The following is a 21,001-nucleotide window of genomic DNA, read 5'->3' as shown; positions in this document are numbered from 1 at the left end:
ATCGCATCACCTACGAGTTGGAGGACCGATGTCCCGCACGATTTCGAAGAAGCACCTGCTGGGCGGACTGGCTGCCGCGGGTGTGCTCGCCGTGGGGATCGCCGCTCCCACCGTGGCGCTCGCCGACGACAAGGCCACCCCGAGCCCGAGCGCCAGCACGAGCACCGAGGACCGCAAGGACGAGCGCGGGGAGCGCCACCAGGCGTTCGCCGAGGCGCTTGCCGAGGAGTTGGGCGTGCCCGCCGACAAGGTGACCGAGGCCCTGGAGAAGCTCCGCGAGCAGCACAAGCCGCAGGGCAAGCCGGAAGGCGAGCGTCCCGAGGGTCGCGGTGGCGACCAGCACCGTGGCGGCGAGCACAAGCGCGGTGGCGACCGCGGGCCGCAGCACTCCCCCGAGGACCGCAAGGAGGCCATGGCCGAGCGGCTCGCCAAGGCGGTCGAGGAGGGCAAGCTCACCCAGGAGCAGGCCGACGCGATCACCGCGGCCGTCGAGGCCGGCGTCTTCGGTGGCCCCGGCGCCAAGGGCGACAAGGCCGGTCAGGACGACACCGCCGGCAAGTGACACCCGGCACGGGTACGTGCCAGCTCGGTGACACCGGGCAGGACGGGGGCGGCATCCGAGAACCGGATGCCGCCCCCGCCGGCGTTTCACACTCCGAGGATCACCTCAGGTACGGGCCGGTCGCACCGACCTTCCCGGGCGCCGGATTGCCGGGCAGGCTGAGCACGTACACCCGCAGGTTGCCCTTCCCGCTGACCGAAGCGGTCAGGGTGCCGTTCGTGACGACCTTGACGTCCCCGGTCACCGCGTCGGTGTAGGTGCCGTTGGGTACGCCGGTGAACGTGGCGCTGCCGGAGACGGTGACCAGCGCGAAGCTGTCCACCCCGCCCTCGGTGAAGCGGCGCTTGTACGCCATCTGGTTACCGCTGATCCCGGCCGTCGAGTACTGCCCCTTCTGCAGCGCGGGGATGGCCCGGCGGATCTGGTTGAGCCGCTGCACGTGCTTGACCAGTGGCTTGTCCAGGGTCTGGGCGACGGTGCCGGAGGCGCTGGCGACCACGCCGAAGTCGGCGGCAGTGACGCTGCCGGCCAGATGACCGCCGTAGTAGGCCCGGCCCGTGGTGGCCAGCGGGCAACTCGGGCCGCAGTCGATCGGCGCGCCCTTCTGGAACTCGATCTCCGAGCCGTAGTAGAGCGTCGGGATGCCCCGGAACGTCCACATCAGGCTCATGTTCTCCGCCCACGCGTCGGTGCCGCCGGTGTAGCGCACCGAGGACTTGTTCGGCCCGTAGTCGTGACTGTCGACGTAGACCACGTTGTAGGTGGCGTCGTTGTAGCTGTCGTCGGAGTCCCGCCCGTTGCCGAAGGCGTTGTTCGCATCGCCGAAGTTCATGTGCATCCGCATGTCGATGACGTTCATGCCGGAGAAGCGCGAGTGGTCGGGCGTGTGGTAATCGTTGCCGCGCAGGAAGGCGTTGTCGCTGGTCGGCTGGTTGCCGGTGCCGAGCAGTTGCTCGTACTCGTACTGCTCGATGGCGGCGCGGACGTCGTCCGGGCTGTAGTCGCGGCGTTCCTTCCAGGTGAAGAACTGGGCGGAGTGGTTGACCGAGCCACGGTTCCACTTATCGTTGACGAAGGCGGCCACCTCGCCGAAGACGTAGAAGTCCCTGCCCTTCTCGCCGTGCCGGGCCACCGCGTGCTGCTGGATGGCGGGCAGGAAGCGGCGGTTCCAGGTGACCCGGGGGATGTGTACGGCGGTGTCGATCCGGAAGCCGTCCACGCCCATGTCGATGTACTTGTTGTAGACGTCGATCAGGTACTGCTGTACCCGCTCGTTCTCGGTGTTGAAGTCGGCCAGGTCCTCGTGCAGCCAGCAACTGCGCGAATCCTCGCCCTCCCAGTTGCCGATCCAGCACTGGTGGTAGAGGTCGGCGGGGAACAGGCCGCTGGTCGGCGCGGGCCACTGGCAGTGGTAAACGGTGTAGCCCTCCCGGCTGTACGCGCCGTTCGGGGTGCCCCAGCGAAGGCAGCGGTTACCCTCGGGTGCCGACGACGACCACAGGTCACCGTTGTACGGGCGGCCCTTGGCCTGGGCGTTCTGCGCGGCGGTCAGCGTCGGGTCGGCACCGTCGTGTTCGTCCATCGGGTCGTACTCCCGGCCGGGCTGCGGCTGGTCGTAGTACCACTTCCACTGCTCGTCGCGGACGCCGTACACGGTGGGGGTGAACAGGCCCTTGGCCCCCCACCGTGAGCTGTGGTTGTAGACCACGTCCTGGAAGATCTTGATGCCCTTGCCGTGCGCGGCGTTGATCAGATCCTGGTAGCTCGCGCCGGGGCTCTCCAGACGCGGGTCGACCCGGTGGAAGTCCCAGCCGTGGTAGCCGTGGAAGTCGTAGTCGGAGCGGTTCAGCACCACCGGGGTGATCCACAGTGCGGAGAAGCCGAGCGCCTTGATGTAGTCGAGCTTGTCGATCAGCCCTTGGAAGTCGCCCCGGAACATCGGGTCGTCGTTGGCCGCGTTGCCGGAGCGCACGTGCTGGCTGCCGCCCCGGTTGTTGCTCGGATCGCCGTCGGCGAACCGGGCGGTCATCACGAAGTAGATGGTGTCCTCGCGGGGGTCACCGCCGAGCGGGCTGCCGCCGGCCGGCGCGGGTGGCGCGTCGCCGGTGATCGCGGTGACCGGCTCGCTCGCCGCCGACCGGTTGCCGGCCTCGTCGCGTGCCCGCACCGTCCACCGGTACGCGGTAAGCGGCGACAGACCGTTGGCCACGTGGCGGGTGCCGGTGGTGGTCACCGTCACCGGTTCCGTCGTGCCGCCGGTGCGAGTCACCTCGTACCCGGTCACCGCCCGGTCGTCGGTCGACGCCGTCCACGTCAGAGTGACCTGGACGTTGTCCACTGTGGCGGTGAGTCCGGTCGGGACGGACGGCGCGGTGGTGTCCGGAGGGGCGGGCGGGCCGCACGGGTCCGCTGCGGCCGGGGTGACCACGCCGCCGGAGACGGTGCTGCGGCCGGTGCCGATCGCGTAGTCCGCGCCGTTGTTGTTGTCCCACTGGCCGGCACCGTTGTTGAAGGCTGCGGTGAGGCCGCCGGCCGATCCCAGGTCGAGCACCTTGCGGGCCCACCCGGCGCAGGCCACCTCCATGGCCGTCCCCGGCACGGTCGTCCAGGCGCCGCCGGTCGGGCGGTAGTGGATGTTCGCGGCGCTCCAGCCACGGGTGGTGAGCCGGTAGTAGACCTCGGCGGTCGCTCCGCCAGGGGTACCGCTCGGTGTCGGCGAAGGGCTGCTTGCGGCGCACGGGTCGCCGCTGCCGATCCGCCCGCCGGAGACGGTCGCCGAGCCAGTGCCGAGCCGGTAGTTGGCCCCGTTGTTGTTGTCCCAGGTTCCCGTGCCGTTGGTGAAGACCACCTGCAGGCCGGTGGCGGCACCCAGGTCGATGCTCTTGCGTCGCCAGCCGGTGCAGGCCGGCTCCATGGCGACGCCGGGCACGGGGGTCCAGGCGGCACCGTCGACGCCGTAGTGGACGTTGACCGAGCCGCCCCAGGCGGCCGGTGGCTGGTAGTAGACCGTGATCGTGTTGGCAGCGGCGGCTGGCGTCACCGGCAGCAGACTGACCACGAGGGCGGCGGCGAGGGCGAGAACTGCCCACCGTCCCCGCCATCGGCCGCGCGTGCCCGTACGGCTCGTCGAACGGTGTTCCATGGCTCTCCTGACACCCCGCGTCGGGCTCAGCCCGGCGCAACAACGCGAAAGGTGTTGCAAGCCCTTGCAGCAAAGGTTGCGAGGAAGTTACCAGCAGGTATCCGCTTTCCACCAGAGACAGTTTTGGTTATCGATGGACTTCCGCTGGTGGAGGGCATGGAAATGGTTCGCAAGAATTCCAGGGGCATCCAGCCGAAAGCGTCCCCGGACACGACACACCCCGGTCGGGCAGGTGCCCGACCGGGGTGGACGCTCGATCAGCTCAGGCGATGCAGGCGCAGACGATCAGCGCGGCACCGAAGTGGCTGGCGGCGCTGACCTTCGCCACCGGGTGCGGCTCGTCGGAGCAGACCACCTCGCCGAGCTTGCCTGGGGTGAGCAGGTCCAGCACGACGAAGGCCAGCGCCATGATGCCGAGACCGATCAGTCCGAACAGCACCGTGGACGCCAGCCCCTTGGCGAAGTCGTGGTAGCTGGTCAGGATCGCGGTGAACACGATCCCCGCGACGCCGAGCTGGTTGGCGGCGAGCAGCAACCCGGCGTTGGCGTTACGACGCACCCAGATCAGGTCCCGCAGCTTGCCGGGGGTGAGCAGGTCGACCAGCCCGAAGCCGGCGGCCATCAGACCGACGCCCACGACACCGAACACCACACTCTGCCAGGCTCCGCTGAGCAGATCCTCCAACACCGACTGCCTCCCCGACCGTCATCTCCGACCGGCAGGGCGCCGGCACGGTGATCGAGACGATAGCGGCAGGCCGCAATGGCCGGCAGCGGTGGTCGGGTTACAGCGACAGGTAGTGCTGACGCTCGTACGGGGTGACCTCGCGACGGTACTGCTCCCACTCGGAGCGCTTGTTGCGCAGGAAGAAGTCGAAGACGTGCTCGCCGAGCACCTCGGCGACCAGTTCCGAGCCGGCCATCACGTCGATCGCCTCGGCCAGGTTCTCCGGCAACGGCTCGTACCCCATGGCCCGCCGTTCGGCGCTGCTCAGCGCCCAGACGTCGTCCTCGGCGCCCGGCGGCAGCTCGTACCCCTCCTCGATGCCCTTCATGCCGGCGCCGAGCAGCACCGCGAAGGCGAGGTACGGGTTGGCCGCCGAGTCGGGCGAGCGGATCTCCACCCGGGCCGAGTTCGGCTTGCCGTACGCCGGGACGCGGACCAGCGCGGAACGGTTCAGGTGCCCCCAGCAGACGTACGCCGGGCTCTCGGTGACCCGGTCCGGCAGCGCCTGCGGGAACAGCCGCTTGTAGGAGTTCACCCACTGGTTGGTGACCGCGGTGTACTCCCGTGCGTGCGCCAGCAGCCCGGCGATGAACGCGCGGGCCACCTTGGACAGCTTCATCGGGTCGCTGGGGTCGTGGAACGCGTTGCGCTCCCCCTCGAACAGCGACAGGTGGGTGTGCATGCCGCTGCCCGGCTGGTCGGTGAAGGGCTTGGGCATGAAGGTCGCCTGCACCCCGGTGGAGAGCGCCACCTCCTTGACCACGTGCCGGAAGGTCATGATGTTGTCGGCGGTGGTCAGCGCGTCGGCGTAGCGCAGGTCGATCTCCTGCTGGCCGGGGGCCACCTCGTGGTGGCTGTACTCCACCGAGATGCCGATGCGCTCCAGCGCCAGCACGGCCTGACGGCGGAAGTCGCGGGCCACCGCATGGGTGGTGTGCTCGAAGTAGCCGCCGGTGTCCACCGGGATCGGCACCGAGCCGTCCGCCGGCCCGTTCTCCAGCAGGAAGAACTCGATCTCGGGGTGGGTGTAGAAGGTGAAGCCCTTCTCCGCCGCCCGGGACAGCGCCCGACGCAGCACGTGCCGCGGATCGGCCCAGGACGGGCTGCCGTCGGGCAGCAGGATGTCGCAGAACATCCGGGCGCTCTCGCCGCTGACCCCACCCTCGAAGGGGAACACCTGGAACGTCGTCGGGTCGGGCATGGCCACCATGTCCGACTCGAAGACCCGGGCGAAGCCCTCGATCGCCGAGCCGTCGAACCCGATGCCCTCGTCGAAGGCGGCCTCCAACTCGGCGGGGGCGACCGAGACGCTCTTGAGCGTGCCGAGCACGTCGGTGAACCAGAGCCGGACGAAGCGGATGTCCCGCTCTTCCAGCGTACGGAGGACGAACTCCTGCTGACGGTCCACTGCCTCAACCTTCCGCGACTCTATGTCCGCCTTCGACCGGGCTTTACCCGACCTGACCGACCAGTCTTCACCGGCCCGATTACGCAGACGTTACGCGAACCGCCGACGCCGCGTCCCGCGCAGTCCCGACGTACGGTCGGCGGCCCGGACCGGAGGGCATCGGCTGCCCACGCCGACGTGTCGACCTCATCCCGCTGGGGCAAGATGAGGACATGCCCACCCTGCGTCTCGCCCTGTGCCAGGTCAACCCCAGCGTCGGCGACCTCACCGGCAACGCCGACATCGTCCGCGCCTGGTCCCGCCGCGCCGCCGACGCCGGCGCCCAGCTGGTGCTCTTCCCCGAGATGGTGCTGACCGGCTACCCGGTGGAGGACCTGGTCTTCCGGCGGTCCTTCGTCGCCGCGTCGAAGGCGGCACTGGACCGGCTCGCCACCGACCTCGCCGCCGACGGCCTCGGTGCGGTGCCGATCGTGGTGGGCTACCTGGACGCCGACGGGCCGCCGCAGGTCAGCGGGGACGCCGAGCCGGGCCGCGGGGCCCGCAACGCCGCCGCGCTGCTGCACCGGGGTGAGGTGCGGATCACCTACTTCAAGCATCACCTGCCCAACTACGGCGTCTTCGACGAGGACCGCTATTTCGTGCCCGGGGACACGCTCACCGTCGTACGGCTCGGCGGCGTGGACGTGGCGCTGACCATCTGCGAGGACCTGTGGCAGGCCGGTGGGCCGTTCGCCGCCGCCCGGCAGGCCGACGTCGGACTGGTGGTCAGCATCAACGGCTCGCCGTACGAGCTGAACAAGGACGACCTGCGGCTGCCGGTGGTGCGCCGCCGGGCCGCCGAGTCCCAGGCCACCATCGCCTACGTCAACATGGTCGGCGGGCAGGACGAGCTGGTCTTCGAGGGCGACTCGATGATCGTCGCGCCGGACGGCACGCTGCTGGCCCGGGCGCCGCAGTTCGTCGAGCACCTGCTCGTCCACGACGTGCAGGTGCCGCCGGCCGTCGACGCGAGCGAGGTCGCCGACGGCGACCGGGTGGGCGACGGGTTGCGGCTGGTCCGGCGTACGGTCGAGGGCCTCCCGCCCACCCCGGACGGCCCGGCGGCGCTCGGCGGGGTCATCGAGCCGGTCGCCGACGAGGCGGAGGTGTGGCAGGCGCTGGTGCTCGGGCTGCGCGACTACGTGAACAAGAACCGCTTCCCGTCGGTGGTGCTGGGCCTCTCCGGCGGTATCGACTCGGCGGTGGTGGCGGCCATCGCGGTGGACGCGCTCGGTCCCGACCGGGTGGTCGGCGTCTCGCTGCCCAGCCAGCACTCCTCCGAGCACAGCCGGGAGGACGCGGCCGACCTGGCCAAGCGCACCGGGTTGGACTACCGGATCGAGCCGATCCAACCGATGGTGGACACCTTCCTGGCGAACCTGTCGCTGTCCGGGGTGGCGGTGGAGAACCTCCAGGCCCGGGTACGCGGGGTGATCCTGATGGCCCTGTCGAACCAGGAGGGCCACCTGGTGCTCACCACCGGCAACAAGAGCGAACTGGCGGTCGGCTACTCCACCCTCTACGGCGACTCGGTCGGCGGCTTCAACCCGATCAAGGACGTGTGGAAGACGCTTGTGTGGCGGCTGGCCAAGTGGCGCAACGCCGAGGCGGCCCGGCTGGGCGGTACGCCGCCGATCCCGGAGAACTCGATCGGCAAGCCGCCGAGCGCCGAGTTGAGCCCGGGCCAGCTGGACAGCGACACGCTGCCCGACTACGACGTGCTCGACCCGATCCTGATCGGCTACGTCGACGGTGACCTGGGCCGCGACGGCCTGGTGGCCTCCGGCCACGACGCGGCGGTCGTGGACAAGGTGCTGCGGATGGTGGATACCGCCGAGTACAAGCGACGCCAGTCCGCGCCCGGTACGAAGATCTCCATGAAGGCGTTCGGCCGCGACCGACGGCTGCCGATCACCAACCGGTGGCGCGAGGACGGTTGAGCGCCGGGGAGTGAATTCCTCCACTGCGACCTGTCGCGAGCGGAGCCGACGGTGCGACGATCGCCGCAGTGCCCGGGGACCGCGTACGCGGCCTCGAGGAAAGGAGATGCGTCATGGTGGAATCCACTCCGGCCGAGGTGACCGCCCTCTACGGCGGCCCGGCCACCCGTCGGGTCCGCACCCGCGACCTGATCGCCGCCAAGGAGCGCGGCGAGAAGTGGGCGATGCTCACCTCGTACGACCAGTACACGGCGTCGATCTTCGACGCCGCCGGCATCCCGGTGCTGCTCGTCGGTGACTCGGCGGCGAACAACGTGTTCGGCTACGAGACGACTCTGCCGGTGACCGCCGAGGAGCTGCTGCCCTTGGTCCGGGCGGTGGTCCGGGCCACCCGGCAGACGCTCGTCGTCGGCGACCTGCCCTTCGGCTCGTACGAGGAGGGGCCGACGCAGGCGCTGCGCACCGCCGTACGGTTCATGAAGGAGGGCGGCTGCCACGCGGTGAAGCTGGAGGGCGGCCGGCGCTGCGCCGACCAGATCGCCGCCATCGTCGGCGCCGGCATCCCGGTGATGGCGCACATCGGCTTCACCCCGCAGAGCGAGCACAACCTCGGCGGATACCGGGTGCAGGGCCGGGGTGACGCCGCCGAGGAGGTGATCGCCGACGCCCGGGCGGTCGCCGAGGCGGGCGCCTTCGCGGTGGTGTTGGAGATGGTGCCGGGTGCGGTCGCCAAGCGGATCACCGGCGAGTTGAGCATCCCCACGGTGGGGATCGGCGCCGGGCCGGAGACCGACGCCCAGGTGCTCGTCTGGCAGGACATGGCCGGCCTGCGGACCGGCCGCGCGCCGCGGTTCGTGAAGCGCTACGCCGACCTGGCCGGCGCGCTGGGCGAGGCGACCCGCCGCTTCGCCGACGAGGTCCGTGGTGGCGAGTTCCCGGCCGCCGAACACACCTTCTGACGGCGCACCGGGGCACCTCAAGATCGGATGTCGGCGGCCCGGGAAACAGGCCGCTGGACAGGGGCCACTACGCTTCGCGACCGTGAAACGTAATCGTCTCTTCGCACTCGCCCTGGCCGGGGTCACGGCCTTCACCCTCACCGCCTGCGGCGGGGACGACACCGATGCGCCAGCCACGTCCGCTTCGGCCACCACCGCGCCCGCAGCCACCAGCGCCGCACCCACCCCGGATGCCTCGTCGGCACCGGCCGCAGCGGATGCCGCTGGCGACAAGCAGGTCTGTGAGGCCGTGAAGGAGGCCGGGGACGAGTCGAAGCAGGTGCTGTTCGACGCGCTCCAGGCCGGCAAGGAGCCGACCGTCAAGATGCTGTCGGAGACCTACACCGACATGGCCGCGGCACTCGGCAAGGCCGCCGACGCCGCAAGCACGGACAGCAAGGTGGCCACCGCGGTGAAGGAGTTCCAGACCGCGGTGACGGAGGTCGCCGAGTCGTCCGACCCGGTCGCGGCCGGTGACAAGCCTGCCTTCCAGAAGACCGCCGCGAACCTCACGGCGGCCTGCAAGGAAACCGGCGTCGACATCAACTTCTGACCGTTTCCTGGTGTGGCCCGGCCCTGAGGGCCGGGCCACACCATTGTCTGGTCAGAGATCGGTGACACGCACTCCGGCGTGGGTCTTGTACCGGCGGTTGATCGCGATCAGGTTCGCGGTGAACGCCTCGATCTGATGGGCGTTGCGCAGCCGCCCGGCGTAGACGCCCCGCATGCCGGGGATCCGGGCGGCGAGGGCGGCGACGACACCGGCCAGGTCCCGGTCCTCGGTGCAGATCAACACGTCCAGGTCGATCCGGTCGATCTGCGGGTCGGCCAGCAGCGGCGCGCTGACGTGGTTGAACGCCGCGCAGACCCGGGAGTCGGGCAGCAGCGCGGCGGCCTGCTGGACCGCACTGCCCTCGGGCACCGGCAGCGCGTACGGGCCCTGCTTGTCGAAGCCGAGCGGGTTGACGCAGTCGACCACGATCTTGCCGGCCAGGGGCTCGGCGAGCGCGGCGACGGTGGCGGCGTGCCCGTCCCAGGGCACCGCGATGATCACCACGTCGCTGCGCCGGGCCACCTCGTCGTTGTCCGCCCCGGTGACGCTGCCGTCGGCCGGCACGCCGGGCAGCGCGGCGATCTCCTCGGCCGACTGCGCGGCCCGTTGAGCGGAACGGGAGCCGATCAGCACGGTCTGACCGGCGCGGGCGAAGCGGTAGGCCAGCCCCCGGCCCTGGTCGCCGGTGCCGCCGATGATGCCGACCGTGAGCCCGGAGACGTCGGGCAGGTCACTGGGGTCGTATGCCATGGTCGTCATCCTTTCAGTCGCACCCGGCTGACAGCACCGACTGCCGTTGTGACATCGCACGCTGCGCGCGGCGACGGCACGACGGGCAGTGTCAGGCGAGCTCGAAGGCGACCGACCGGGTGGCCGGGTCGGCGGTCACCAACCGGACCCGCACCCGGGTACCCAGCGTCAACTCGCCGAGGCAGCGGGCCCGTACCGGCGGATCGTCAAGCGCGACAGTGCCGCCGGGCGGCCGGTTCCCCCGACCGTTCGAGGGCGCGGTCACGTCCAGCACGGCGGCGTCGAACGTCTGACCCACCCGATGCTGCAACAGGACCGCCTCGGCCAGGTCGATCGCGCCCCGGCTGGCCGTCGACGCGACCCGGTCGGTGGCGGCCATCGCCGCAGGCAGCCGGGGCAGCGCCGCGCGGGCCCAGTCGGGCACCGCCCGGCCGTCGTGCAGGGCCAGGCAGACCTCGGTGGCGTACCTGTCGGCCAGTCGCCGCAGCGGGGCCGTGACATGGGCGTACGCGGCCGCGACCCCGCCGTGCGTCGACTGCTCCGGCAGCTCGCCGTCGAAGGCGGTGTACGCGGCCGACCGCATCAACTCGGCCGCCTGGTCCACGAAGGCCGCGTCCCGGGGCTGCCCGGGATCCAACCCGAGCAGCAACTCACCGACGCTGACCTCGTCCGGCCAGTGCACGCCCAGCGGGGCGGCCGCCGCCCGCAACCGCTGCACGGCCTCCGGTTTCGGCGCGGGCATCGTCCGCAGCAGGCCGATCCCGCCGGCCAGCATCAGGTCGGCGGCGGCCATCCCGGTCAGCAGGGAGATCTGCGCGTTGTGTTCCTCCATCGGCACCGGGGCCCGCAGCACCAACCGCCAGCCGTCGCCGTCGGCCTGCACGTCCTGCTCGGGGATGGGCAGGTTGATCGCCCCGCGGCGCAGCCCCCGGGCGGTGAGCAGCGCCCCGATCTCGGGCAGCAGGGCGATCGGCTCCGGCAACCGACCCGCGTCGGCGTCGACCTGCACCGTCGGATAGTCCAGCTGGGCTCGGCTGCGCACCAGGGCGCGTTCCAACCGCACAGCGGTGGTGGCACCGTCGGCGTCCAGGTCGATGGTCCACAGCACGGCCGCCCGGTCGACGTCGGGCAGCAGACTGGCCGCGCCCTCACCGAGGCTGTGCGGGTGCAGCGGCACGTTGCCGTCGGGCAGGTAGACGGTCTGCCCCCGCTGCCAGGTCTCCTCCTCCAGGGCACCACCCGGGCGTACGTGGGCGGCGACGTCGGCTATCGCGTACCGCACCCGGAAGCCGCCACCGGCGCGGCGGCTCAGGTGCATCGCCTGGTCGAGGTCCCGCGAGCCGGGCGGGTCGACTGTGACAAGCGGGATGTCGGTGCGGTCGACGGCCGGGCGGGGTGGCGCGGCGGCGGCCTCGTCGGCCTCCCGCCGCGCCTCCTGCGGGTAGTCGTCGGGCAACCCCAACTCACGGCGCAGGGCCCCGAAGTCGATACGCGGTGCGAGGACGCGTCGGATGACCATGGGCCAATCCTGACAGGTCGCGCCCGTCGCGCCCTCCCCCGACCGACGGGCCCTCTGGCGTACGCCAGGTCAGCCGGCGCTGCTGGCGGCTTACTTCGCGGACGCTTTCCGCGCCGTGGCCTTCCGCGCCGTGGTCTTCCGCGCGGTCGCCGTCGGCCGGGCCGAGGTCGCCTTCTTCGCCGCCGCCGTCTTCTTCGCCGGGGCCCTGGTCGCGGACGCCTTGGTCGCGGACGCCCTGGTCGAGGTCGTCCTGGTTGCGGTCGCCTTCTTCGCCGGGGCCTTCTTCGCCGCCGTCTTCTTCGCGGTCGCGCTGGTGGGTGCCTTCTTCGCGGTCGACGCCGACACCGCCTTTCGGGCCGGTGCCTTCGTCGCGGACACCGTCTTGCGGGCCGGCGCCGTCTTGCGGGCCGCCGCAGCGGTGGTCGCCTTCCGGGTCGCGGCCTTCTTCGCGGCGGTCTTCGTCGCAGGCGCCTTCTTCGCGGCGGTCTTCGTCGCGGGGGCCTTCTTCGCGGCGGTCTTCGTCGCGGGCGCCTTCTTCGCGGTGGTCTTCCGCGCGCTGGTCGTCGGCCGGGTCGAGGTCGCCTTCTTCGCGGCGGTCACCCTCTTCGCAGGTGCCTTGGTCGAGGTCGTCTTGGTCGCGGTCGCCGTGGCAGGTGCCTTGCTCGCGGCTGCCCTGGTCCCACTTGCCCTGGTCCCACTCGCCCTGGTCGCCGTCGTCTTGCGGGCCGCTGCCGTGGACGTACCGGTCGTCGTCGGCCTGCTCGCCGTCGCCGTGCTCCTCGCCGTGGTGGCCTTCTTCGCAGGTGCCCTGCTCGCCGCCTTGTTCGCGGGTGCCTTGCTCGCTGCGGTCGTCTTCGCCGTGGTCTTTCTCGCGGCGGTCGTCTTCGTGGGTGCCTTCTTCACCGGTGTCGTGGCGGCGGTGCTCGTGGTCGCCGAGGCACGCGCGCCAGCCGTCGTCCGGACGGCCGGCGCGGTGCCGTCGGCCCGGCGACTGGACGGGGTGCGGGTCATGCCCGCGGTACGTTCCGTCGCGGCGGTTCTCCGCGCGGGGGTACGCTTCGCGGCCGGGCGGGTGGCCTGCTGTGCTTCGGCCATCTCGGTTCCCTCCTTGGGGACGTGTCACCGCCCTCGCGGCGCACGCGGTGCTCTCGACGCGGGAGGCGTCCCGCGTCGTCTACTCCTTGTCCTCCCCGACCCAGCGAGCGTCCTCGGCCTCCCACGCTTCGTTGCGCTCCTGCACCTGCTGCAGGGCGTTCTCCGCATCGGCGGCTGAGGCGTACGGTCCGAGAACGTGCCGGGCCGCACACATGTTGGCCTCGGTCTCGACCCGGTGGTGTCGCGTACACCAGTAGTAGCGTCCACGTCCGCTGTCGCTCATGGGATCACTGTGCACCGGTATGCGGCGGCCCGCCACCGGAACAGCACAAGTCACCAGCCGTTTCCACAGTAGACCGGCTGGCGGGGCCGGTGGGCCGAAACCGGCCGATCCGCCGACGACGCGACAATCGGCGGGGCGGGTGCAGACCCAGTGCCGGGCGGCAGGGGCGTACGAGGCGGGGCTAAGGTCGGCGGGTGGGCGTACCGGACTACATCCTGCGGATGCGTAAGCACGTCGGACATGACCTGCTCTGGCTGCCGAGCGTGAGTGCGGTGGTCCGCAACGAGGCGGGTGAACTGCTGTTGGGTCAGCGTGCCGACGACGGACGTTGGGCGGTGGTGAGCGGCTTCGTCGAGCCGGGTGAGCAGCCGGCGACCGCCGTGGTGCGTGAGGTGCTGGAGGAGACCGGCCTGGCGGTCGAGCCGCTGCGGCTCAGCAGCGCCGTCTCGCACCCGCACCGCTACCCGAACGGGGACCTGTGCGAATACCTCAACCTCGGGTTCCACTGCCGGCTGCTGGGTGGGCAGGCGCGGGTCAACGACGATGAGTCGCTGGCGGTGGGCTGGTTCCCGCCGGGCCGGTTGCCCGAGTTGGACGAGCATTCCCGGCTGGTCATCCGGCACGCCCTCGGTCCGGAGGCGGTGGCATTCTTCCTGCCGCCGGGCACGTTGTGGGGCGAGCCCGGTGAGCCTGCGCATGGATGAGCCGCTGCGGCGGTACCTGGCCACGCTCGTCGCGGTCGCCGGTGAGGTGCTCGGCGATCGGTTGTGCGGTGCGTACGCGGCGGGTTCGGTGGGGTTGGCGGCCTACCAGCCGGGCCGCAGCGATGTGGACGTGGCCCTGGTCTGCGCCGACCGGCTGGACCGGGCGGTCGCGAGTGAGCTGGTGGCCCGGCTGCGCCACGAAGCCTTGCCCTGCCCGGCGCGGGGTCTGGAGCTGGTGGTGTACCGGCGGGAGGTGGCCCGTTCCGGCACCGGCGAGCCGGGGTTCGAGGTCGAGCTGAACACCGGCGCGGGGATGGACTTCCGGGTGTCGTACACGCCTGCGGACCGTCCGGCCGCCGACGGCCTGTTCTGGTACGGCCTGGACCGCAGCATCCTGCACCAGAGCGGACGGGCCCTGTTCGGCCCGCCCGCCGCCGAGGCCTTCGCCGACCTGGCTCCGAGCGACCTGCGCCGGCTGGTGCGCGACGCGTTGCGGTGGTGGCTCGATCGGCCGGTTCCCCCCGGTGGTCATCCGGCACCCGGCGCCGAGGACGCCGTTCTCGGCGCCTGCCGATCGTGGGTGCGGCTACGCCACGGGGTGTGGCTGCCCAAGGTGGCTGCCGGCCGCCGGTTGCTCGACGAGGCCGGGCCACTTGTCGACGCCGACACCGTCGACCTGGTCGAGCAGTCGATCGCCGCCCGCACCGGCGGCACCCCGCCGACCGGCCCGCGGGCCCGCGGGTTTCAGCGCCGGGTCCTCGCCGCCCTCGGTAACGAGGACGGGGCGTACTGATCCCGGCTGATCGGGGCTCAGGCGGGCACCGGCTCGACCGGGATCCACAGTTCGGCCTCCGCGTGGGTGCCGTCGGCCGACACCGTGGTACGCGAGATCTCCGGCCCGGGACGGGAACGGTACGGGTTGGACGGGAACCACTGGGTGAACACGTCCCGCCACAGGTACTGCACGGCGGCGGGGAACTCCCCGGCCACCTCGAACACCGCCCAGTCACCCGCCGGCACCGGCAACACGTCGAGGTCACCCGGCACGTCGGCACCGGTGACGACGCCGTACCAGTAGTCCAGTTCGGTGCCCTCCTCGCGGTTGCCGGTCAGCCCGTCGCTGACGTTGACGATTCCCGCCGGTTCCTGGTCGGACAACGCCTCGATCCGTTCCCGGGTCGCCGGCTCGATGCTCTTGACGAAGGCGACGACCGCCGGGTTCATGCCCTCGTGCACCAGCGGCATCCGCGCCTTACGGCCGGCGAGTTGGAACGCGTCCTTGCGGACGATGCGGTATCGCATGCTGCTACTCCCTTCGACGACGAGTCGGAAGGACACCCGGGGCTGGGCGTGCAGTGGGCTCTTCGTACGCCGGGCCTCGCCCGGGCCGACGCCGTGCACGGCCTTGAACGCACGGGCGAAGGCCTCGGCCGAGCCGTACCCCCAGCGGATCGCGATGTCGAGCAGGGTGCGTTCCCCTGAGACCACCTCCGCCGCTGCCATGGTCAGTCGACGGCGGCGCACGTACTCGGACAGCGGTATGCCGGCCAGTGCGGAGAACAGCCGCCGGAAGTGGTACTCCGACGTGACCGCGATCCGCGCCAGTTCGGCGATCTCGACCGGCCGGTCGAGATGCTGTTCGAGGTGTTCCATCGCCTGGTTCAACCGCTCCAGCACCCGGATCTCCCTCCCTTGTGCGATCCACGCTATGGCCGCGTCGGGCTCGGCGACCCGACATGCTGTGCCCGGTCAGGTCGGGTCTGCTGCCGGAGTCGTCGGCGATTACTCGCCGATGTCCGATAGCAGATCATCGTTGGCAGACATCCCAGCTCACGGATGGAGTAGGTAGCAGCGATGTGAGCCAGCAGACATCCGCCGCAGCGTCGATCTCCCTCGGCCCGGCGGCCAACCCGGATCGCCCGCTCAGTCCGTTCACGCTGCTCGGGGTGCAGCCATGACGGGACGTGTGCCACTCTCGTGCGAGATTTCTTCGTCGAGATCAATCTTTCGGAAGACCTTGCGCTGGCGTGGGTAGCCGCGTCAGTCGGACCTGGAGGAACCGTGGCCAACCTCGACACCGCACTCAAGGACGCCATGAGCATCGATGGTGCGATCGGCGTCGCGCTCGTCGACTACACAAGCGGAATGACGCTCGGCGTGGCCGGCGGGACCCCGGAGATCGACCTGACCGTCGCGGCGGCCGGCAACACCGACGTGGTCCGCGCCAAGATGCGCACCATCGAGATGCTCAAGCTCAACGACGACATCGAGGACATGCTGATCACCCTGGGCGGGCAGTACCACATCATCCGGCCGCTGACCGGCCCCACCGGCAAGGGTCTGTTCCTCTACCTGATGCTCAGCAAGACCCGGTCCAACCTGGCGCTCGCCCGGCACCAGCTGCGCACCATCGAGGAGCAGCTGGAACTGTGAGCGATCGAGACACCATGCTGCCCCGCCGCACCGCCGCGCCCCCCGCCGGTCCGCCCCCACCCAAGCTCCCGCCGTCGCTGGCCGGCAACCCGTCCCTGCCGTACCCGGCGATCGGGACCGAGCTGACCGAGCTGCGCCTGCAGATCCCCGGCGTACGGGGCAGCGTCCTCGGCGGCGTGGACGGCCTGCGCATCGCCCACGACCTGCCGGCCCCGCTGAACCCGGACGACCTGGCCGCGATGGCGGCGACGGCCTTCGGCCTCGGCCGCCAGGCCAGCCACCGGCTCGGTCAGGGCGACTTCCGTCAGTCCACCGTCCGCAACGACGGCGGCTACTTCGCTGTGTATGCAGTGGGTGCACACGCCCTGCTCTCCGTGGTCGGCACCGACACGATCAACGTGGCCCGACTGCACCTGCACGCCCCACCGGTCGCCGACCGCCTGGCCACGATGCTCGCCCCGGCAGTCGGCACCCGCTGACCCGAGCGCACCGCCATCGCGTACGCCACGCGGCTCCCCGCCTGCGTGTTCCTCGCTACGCGACGGCGGTGCGCTCGCCCCTTTCCGGGGCGCTGCCGCTCAGGTCTGCCCGGCCGAGCCGTTGAAGACCTGGTGGACGCCGAGGATCCAGTCGCGTGCCTCCCGGTTCTCCCGCAGCAGGACCTCGTCGTTCCAGTTCCACACGTCGCGCCCGGTGATCGCGGACACCACCCGACGGAAGTACTGCCGCGTCGGAGTCTCCGTGAAGACCAGCTGCACCACGTCGGCATCTTCGATGAGCAGCAGGTATTCGTCCCGCCGGGCGGCGGCCTCCGGCAGCGATTCGAGCGACCGCAGCTGTCTGGGCGCGAAATCCTGGGTGAGCATCGGCAGCAGCGAGAACCCCAGCGGAACGAGATGCATGTGGGCGTGGTCGATGCCGCAGTTGGCCATCTTCGACCGGTTGCACAGACCATGCTCGAAGGCGACGACGTCACGTGAGTAGGCGGCGGCGAGTATCTCCGCGGCTTCCCGCCGGAACAGGTCGAGTTCGGCAAGCTCCTGCGGCGAGCACTTCGACATCGAGATGGCGTGACGTTTCGACACCAGCAACGCGTGCCCCGGCATCAGTGGCGCGACATCTGCGATCAGCGCGAAGTTCTGGGTTTCCCGGAGGATCTCGGTCGGCAACTCGTCGCGATCGAACATCGCCCGGACCGGTACGCCGTCCTTGTTCTGGATGACATCACAGAGAACACAGGGAATCACTGCCGGTGAGGCATTGTCGACGCTCGGCATTCCCGACAAGACCCTGCCCTTTTCCGGCAGGAGCAAAGAGGCACAGTGCACGTTTATCCGATTTTCTCGCATGAGTGCCGGCAGACTACCGTCGGCCGCACGATGTCGGGTCAGGGTGACCAGATCGTTCGCCGTGAGGCCGTGGGATCGTAGCGTGACGATGCAGTCGACCAGATGCTGGCCACTGAGCGCGACATCGTGCAGCAGGATCGCCCTGTCCCCCGGTTCGAAGAATCCCTCGATCGGGGCGTCGGCGTTCGGGCCGTACGGACTGACCATGATCAGTGGGATCGACAACCGCTGGGCCGCAGTCCGCAGCAGCCCCTGGGAGGCGAGTTTCGAGATGGCGATCACCGTCGGCCGCAGGCCGCCATCCGAGATCAACTCCGCCACGTACCGGGCGAGATGCCCGGCAAGATCCCGCTCGTCGGGCGAGCCGGCCGGCAGACCGGAGAGATCGAGGTACGCCGACACGTTCGTCCGCTTCGAGTAGCCGACCTCCTGGTGGTCGTCCGGGCGGTACGTGTACTTGAGCAGGAGATGCTCAAGATGCTCGGCGGTCAGCCGGGGAAAGTCGTCCGGGTCCACCTGCTCGCACAGGATCCGACTCTTGATCCGGATCCGGTGCGCGGGCTTCGCGCCCGGCGCCAGTCGGCTGACCAGGCTGGCGATCCTCATGCCGTCACTACTGCCGGCGTCCAGCGCCTGTAACCACGGAATGATCCGGGGTGCCGCCTCAATTGCCGAGTACGATTCCACGTCCGAATCCGGCGGCAGCGGAGGCAGACGCACATGGTGGACACCTTCCAGATCGGAGGGCATCCTGGGATCACCGATAGTGACGACCGCGACACGTGATCGACCCAAGCGCCCGGCAAACAAACCGTACTCAAGCAAAACATTCTGACCCGGGCTGTAGGATTTGACGCCTCTGCGGAGGGTCTCGTCGTCCGGGGTCATCACGATTATCGCGCTGTCCACTCTGCTACTGATCTCAAACAGGGACTCTACCAGGGTGACACCGACCGGAAATGCGGTTTGGCTCCACCAGAGCAACGGTCGACCACCATGCCCCGCGATAAGACGCGCGACCACCTCCGCATAGGGCTTCCCCTCGACCGAGGAAGCTACGAATACGAAACTCATCGGGGCTCCCTCGATCGGTCGTCCACCTGCGGCCACGGCGACTGTCGTCCCCGACACTGCGAGACAACATGACGTCGCCTTGCACCCGCCTTGACTATAAGGACCTCGACAAGGACCGTGAATCGTCAACTGGGCACCGATCAGATCGCCCGAGGTGAGGCATTGTGCGTGGTGGCCGCGAGCCTGGGTACTGAGCGGCCATGGCAGCTGACAACAGATCGGTGGACGACGAGCACTCCCGCCCGACCGGCGTCGACGACACCACCGTCGAGGCCCTGGGCGAGCTGAGCAAAGCCCTGGAAACCATCCACCGGGTACGCGGACATCTCTACTCGGCGCACCAACTCGTCGGCGGCGCCGACCTGACCCTCGACCGGGTGGTGACCCTCCTGCGCGAGGCGGGCCACGACGCCGTCGCCGACCGGGTCGAGCACGAACTGCTCGGCCGCAACGTGCTACCCGGCCGCTGGACCTTCCAGATCATGGAGGAGTTCGACGACGGCTACTACGCCGCATTCCAGGAGATCGAACGGTACGCCCGGGACACCCTGGCCGACGGCCGGCGGCACATCTACGAGGCGGAGATGAAGCAGCGCCGCCGTACCCATGGCATGGCCGGCCACGAGGCCACCCCGCAGTGATCGGCGAGCCCTGGCTCACCCGCTGCCGCGCGGTGAATGCGGTGGTGTCCGTCGTGGACGAGCCGATACTGTCCGGGCTCACGATCGACGGAAGCAGCGGGGTCAGGATGAGCGACGACGTGAGCACGACCGTGTTGTGGCGCCCGACCGGGCCGCGGGAGCGGGAGCTGGTCCGCGCGTCCGGGTGGCGCGCATGGCCGCCTCGCCTGCCCGACCAGCCGATCTTCTACCCCGTGCTGAACGAGGACTACGCGATCAAGATCGCCCGGGACTGGAACGTCCCCGCCTCCGGGGCCGGGTACGTGACCCGCTTCCACGTCGAGACGAACTTCCTCAGCCGCTACCCGGTCCGCCAGGTTGGTGGCGACACCATCCTGGAGCTGTGGGTGCCCGCCGAGGAGCTGGACGAGTTCAACAGTCACATCGTCGGCCAGATCGAGGTCGTCCACGAGTTCGGGTAGCTGCTGCCCCTCACCCCCGCACCACCGATCGACGCGCTGCGTGTGACAGGCCCTAGCCTCGTCGGCGTGAGTCCGCCCACTGGTCGAGTCACTGGCAGCCCTGGTCGATTACGAGGCCGACGGCTGGGACTGGGACGCTACCGAAACCGGGCTGAGCGGCACCGACGCCGACGACCCGCACGGATGGTACGACTACCCACTCGTCGGGACCATCACCACGCTCCGTCTGGAACTGGCGAACGATCCCGGCTCTCTCATCACGACGGTTCAGGTTCATCACGCTCCTGACGAACTACTGAAAGCCCGCATCGAAACCATCATGTCGATGCTTGCCCGCTATCAGGTCATCGCTTAGCGACCCGCCCATATCAGGGCCTTGCCTCGAACCCCGACCCTCCTCAGAGATGCCCCCGCCGGATCCCTCGCCAGGCACCTCAGGTGCTACCAGCATCTCCGGACGGTCTACGACCGCCCGACGAGGAGATCCGCCCTCACCCACTCGGCCGCCACCACCTACTTTGCGCCCCCGGACAGGTACCACAACCCGGCCTGTTGCCTGTCACACAGCCATCGGATTCGAGATGCCTCATCGGGTCGAGGCGGCCAGTCGCGGTAGGGCAGGAAGGCCACCCGCCAAGCGATCACCACAAAGATGTAGAGGCCGAACCCGCCTGCGAGCCACCACAGTGCGTCGCGGCGACGGTAGGAGGCACGCGGCGCAAGCCAGGCTGTGGCCGCCATCGGAACTGCGATCCAGCCGAGGTCCGCGAGCGGGCCACTGCCCATCGCGCCTTCGATCAGCTCACGGATGATGATGGATGGCACCACCACGCCGAACACCAGCAGTGCGGTGATGAACGTACGGGGCGTTCGCCTGACAGGTGGGCGCGAGCTGAGCGAATTGTCGGGCATCGCCCGCAGGATACGAGCCAGCAGCAATCGCCGACGCAGGGGCGTTCGTGGTCTCTGCAGCAGGCCCTTCTGGGCTGACGCTCCCGCAGTTCAAGATCAGGCCGTCAAACGCCGACAAAGCTGACAAGGTGTCAACGCCGGCTGAATTTTGACCCCTTTGTTCCGGCTGAATTTTGACCCCCTCGCTGGTTGTTGATGTTCAGTCGTTGGTCTTGGTGGCTGCGGGGACGCGGCCGAGGTCGCGGTCTTTGAGCCGGTAGCTGTCGCCCTTCATCGAGATGACTTCGGCGTGGTGGACGAGGCGGTCGATCATGGCCGCGGCGACGACGTCGTCGCCGAACACTTCGCCCCACCTGCCGAAGGGTTTGTTGCTGGTGACGATCAGCGAGGCTCGTTCGTAGCGGTTGGAGA

20 protein-coding genes are annotated in these 21,001 nt (G+C 69.9%); 11 read left to right on the top strand and 9 right to left on the bottom strand.

What is annotated here, in order from left to right:
- The first annotated feature begins 28 nt into the window (after window positions 1–28).
- On the top strand, window positions 29–562 hold the full coding sequence (locus tag EG812_RS00105) for a hypothetical protein (RefSeq protein WP_013735225.1): 534 nt from the start codon (window positions 29–31) through the stop codon (window positions 560–562).
- A gap of 100 nt (window positions 563–662) precedes the next feature.
- Here EG812_RS00105 and EG812_RS00100 read toward each other — a convergent pair whose 3' ends face one another.
- The 3 genes from EG812_RS00100 to glnA all read right to left on the bottom strand — a co-directional run bounded on the left by EG812_RS00100 (window position 663) and on the right by glnA (window position 5,839).
- Window positions 663–3,704, bottom strand: coding sequence for a carbohydrate binding domain-containing protein (locus EG812_RS00100; protein WP_126710410.1), 3,042 nt, complete (start codon window positions 3,702–3,704; stop codon window positions 663–665).
- A 262-nt stretch (window positions 3,705–3,966) separates the two neighbouring features.
- A complete protein-coding gene (locus EG812_RS00095; protein ID WP_013735226.1) occupies window positions 3,967–4,392 on the bottom strand; it encodes a DUF350 domain-containing protein in 426 nt (141 codons plus the stop codon).
- 97 nt (window positions 4,393–4,489) lie between these two features.
- On the bottom strand, window positions 4,490–5,839 hold the full coding sequence (glnA, locus tag EG812_RS00090; RefSeq protein ID WP_013735227.1) for a type I glutamate--ammonia ligase: 1,350 nt from the start codon (window positions 5,837–5,839) through the stop codon (window positions 4,490–4,492).
- Window positions 5,840–6,051: 212 nt separating this feature from the next.
- On the opposite strand from glnA, the gene EG812_RS00085 reads away from it, so the two are divergent.
- The 3 genes from EG812_RS00085 (at window position 6,052) to EG812_RS00075 (ending at window position 9,369) form a co-directional block, all read left to right on the top strand.
- A complete protein-coding gene (locus EG812_RS00085) occupies window positions 6,052–7,818 on the top strand; it encodes an NAD+ synthase (RefSeq protein ID WP_013735228.1) in 1,767 nt (588 codons plus the stop codon).
- Between the two features lie 113 nt (window positions 7,819–7,931).
- The gene (gene panB, locus EG812_RS00080) at window positions 7,932–8,777 is read left to right on the top strand and encodes a 3-methyl-2-oxobutanoate hydroxymethyltransferase (protein ID WP_126710409.1); all 846 of its coding nucleotides are present in this window, start codon (window positions 7,932–7,934) and stop codon (window positions 8,775–8,777) included.
- An 82-nt stretch (window positions 8,778–8,859) separates the two neighbouring features.
- The gene (locus EG812_RS00075; protein ID WP_126710408.1) at window positions 8,860–9,369 is read left to right on the top strand and encodes a hypothetical protein; all 510 of its coding nucleotides are present in this window, start codon (window positions 8,860–8,862) and stop codon (window positions 9,367–9,369) included.
- 51 nt (window positions 9,370–9,420) lie between these two features.
- On the opposite strand, the gene npdG is transcribed toward EG812_RS00075, so the two are convergent.
- Complete coding sequence (gene npdG / locus EG812_RS00070; protein WP_126710407.1) at window positions 9,421–10,119, bottom strand: NADPH-dependent F420 reductase; 699 nt, start codon at window positions 10,117–10,119, stop codon at window positions 9,421–9,423.
- Between the two features lie 91 nt (window positions 10,120–10,210).
- Window positions 10,211–11,638 (bottom strand): RNB domain-containing ribonuclease, encoded by a 1,428-nt coding sequence (locus tag EG812_RS00065; RefSeq protein ID WP_126710406.1) that lies wholly within the window; start codon window positions 11,636–11,638, stop codon window positions 10,211–10,213.
- 115 nt (window positions 11,639–11,753) lie between these two features.
- Between EG812_RS00065 and EG812_RS29030 the strand changes: the two genes are divergently transcribed.
- The 3 genes from EG812_RS29030 (at window position 11,754) to EG812_RS00045 (ending at window position 14,513) form a co-directional block, all read left to right on the top strand.
- Window positions 11,754–12,911 (top strand): hypothetical protein, encoded by a 1,158-nt coding sequence (locus EG812_RS29030; protein WP_158632472.1) that lies wholly within the window; start codon window positions 11,754–11,756, stop codon window positions 12,909–12,911.
- Between the two features lie 299 nt (window positions 12,912–13,210).
- The gene (locus EG812_RS00050; protein ID WP_013735234.1) at window positions 13,211–13,720 is read left to right on the top strand and encodes an NUDIX hydrolase; all 510 of its coding nucleotides are present in this window, start codon (window positions 13,211–13,213) and stop codon (window positions 13,718–13,720) included.
- A complete protein-coding gene (locus EG812_RS00045; RefSeq protein ID WP_233579324.1) occupies window positions 13,701–14,513 on the top strand; it encodes a nucleotidyltransferase domain-containing protein in 813 nt (270 codons plus the stop codon). The genes EG812_RS00050 and EG812_RS00045 overlap by 20 nt, the downstream gene beginning before the upstream one ends.
- A gap of 17 nt (window positions 14,514–14,530) precedes the next feature.
- Here the strand turns inward: EG812_RS00045 and EG812_RS00040 are convergent, their stop codons facing one another.
- Window positions 14,531–15,397 carry an AraC family transcriptional regulator gene (locus EG812_RS00040; protein ID WP_013735236.1) on the bottom strand — a complete coding sequence of 289 codons (867 nt, stop codon included), beginning with the start codon at window positions 15,395–15,397 and terminating at the stop codon, window positions 14,531–14,533.
- Window positions 15,398–15,781: 384 nt separating this feature from the next.
- Here EG812_RS00040 and EG812_RS00035 point away from each other — a divergent pair, with 384 nt between their 5' ends.
- Window positions 15,782–16,153, top strand: coding sequence for a roadblock/LC7 domain-containing protein (locus tag EG812_RS00035; protein WP_013735237.1), 372 nt, complete (start codon window positions 15,782–15,784; stop codon window positions 16,151–16,153).
- Window positions 16,150–16,632 carry a roadblock/LC7 domain-containing protein gene (locus tag EG812_RS00030; protein WP_233579323.1) on the top strand — a complete coding sequence of 161 codons (483 nt, stop codon included), beginning with the start codon at window positions 16,150–16,152 and terminating at the stop codon, window positions 16,630–16,632. Before EG812_RS00035 ends, EG812_RS00030 begins: the two co-directional genes overlap by 4 nt.
- Before the next feature lie 99 nt (window positions 16,633–16,731).
- Here the strand turns inward: EG812_RS00030 and EG812_RS00025 are convergent, their stop codons facing one another.
- A complete protein-coding gene (locus EG812_RS00025; RefSeq protein WP_081476189.1) occupies window positions 16,732–18,576 on the bottom strand; it encodes a TIR domain-containing protein in 1,845 nt (614 codons plus the stop codon).
- Window positions 18,577–18,776: 200 nt separating this feature from the next.
- Here EG812_RS00025 and EG812_RS00020 point away from each other — a divergent pair, with 200 nt between their 5' ends.
- Together EG812_RS00020 and EG812_RS00015 are read left to right on the top strand one after the other, a co-directional pair.
- On the top strand, window positions 18,777–19,217 hold the full coding sequence (locus EG812_RS00020; RefSeq protein WP_043721614.1) for a hypothetical protein: 441 nt from the start codon (window positions 18,777–18,779) through the stop codon (window positions 19,215–19,217).
- 107 nt (window positions 19,218–19,324) lie between these two features.
- Window positions 19,325–19,678: a hypothetical protein gene (locus tag EG812_RS00015; protein WP_126710403.1), complete on the top strand. Its 354-nt coding sequence runs from the start codon at window positions 19,325–19,327 to the stop codon at window positions 19,676–19,678.
- Window positions 19,679–20,191: 513 nt separating this feature from the next.
- On the opposite strand, the gene EG812_RS00010 is transcribed toward EG812_RS00015, so the two are convergent.
- Both EG812_RS00010 and EG812_RS00005 read right to left on the bottom strand, forming a co-directional pair.
- Window positions 20,192–20,590: a hypothetical protein gene (locus tag EG812_RS00010; protein WP_126710402.1), complete on the bottom strand. Its 399-nt coding sequence runs from the start codon at window positions 20,588–20,590 to the stop codon at window positions 20,192–20,194.
- A 199-nt stretch (window positions 20,591–20,789) separates the two neighbouring features.
- Window positions 20,790–21,001: ATP-binding protein (locus EG812_RS00005; RefSeq protein WP_158632471.1), on the bottom strand; the 212-nt coding region annotated here is incomplete at its 5' end.

This window comes from Verrucosispora sp. FIM060022, assembly GCF_003977705.1.
Taxonomy (GTDB): Bacteria; Actinomycetota; Actinomycetes; order Mycobacteriales; family Micromonosporaceae; genus Micromonospora; species Micromonospora gifhornensis.
Note: the sequence above shows the minus strand (reverse complement) of the source record. Positions and strands in the feature narration are given on the sequence as shown.

What these genes read in the sequence shown, in the direction of transcription:
- EG812_RS00105 (WP_013735225.1), top strand. Translation starts at nt 29, where the DNA reads ATGTCCCGCACGATTTCGAAGAAGCACCTGCTGGGCGGACTGGCTGCC.
- EG812_RS00100 (WP_126710410.1), bottom strand. Translation starts at nt 3,704, where the DNA reads ATGGAACACCGTTCGACGAGCCGTACGGGCACGCGCGGCCGATGGCGG.
- EG812_RS00085 (WP_013735228.1), top strand. Translation starts at nt 6,052, where the DNA reads ATGCCCACCCTGCGTCTCGCCCTGTGCCAGGTCAACCCCAGCGTCGGC.
- panB (WP_126710409.1), top strand. Translation starts at nt 7,932, where the DNA reads ATGGTGGAATCCACTCCGGCCGAGGTGACCGCCCTCTACGGCGGCCCG.
- npdG (WP_126710407.1), bottom strand. Translation starts at nt 10,119, where the DNA reads ATGGCATACGACCCCAGTGACCTGCCCGACGTCTCCGGGCTCACGGTC.
- EG812_RS00065 (WP_126710406.1), bottom strand. Translation starts at nt 11,638, where the DNA reads ATGGTCATCCGACGCGTCCTCGCACCGCGTATCGACTTCGGGGCCCTG.
- EG812_RS00025 (WP_081476189.1), bottom strand. Translation starts at nt 18,576, where the DNA reads ATGAGTTTCGTATTCGTAGCTTCCTCGGTCGAGGGGAAGCCCTATGCG.
- EG812_RS00020 (WP_043721614.1), top strand. Translation starts at nt 18,777, where the DNA reads ATGGCAGCTGACAACAGATCGGTGGACGACGAGCACTCCCGCCCGACC.
- EG812_RS00015 (WP_126710403.1), top strand. Translation starts at nt 19,325, where the DNA reads ATGAGCGACGACGTGAGCACGACCGTGTTGTGGCGCCCGACCGGGCCG.
- EG812_RS00010 (WP_126710402.1), bottom strand. Translation starts at nt 20,590, where the DNA reads ATGCCCGACAATTCGCTCAGCTCGCGCCCACCTGTCAGGCGAACGCCC.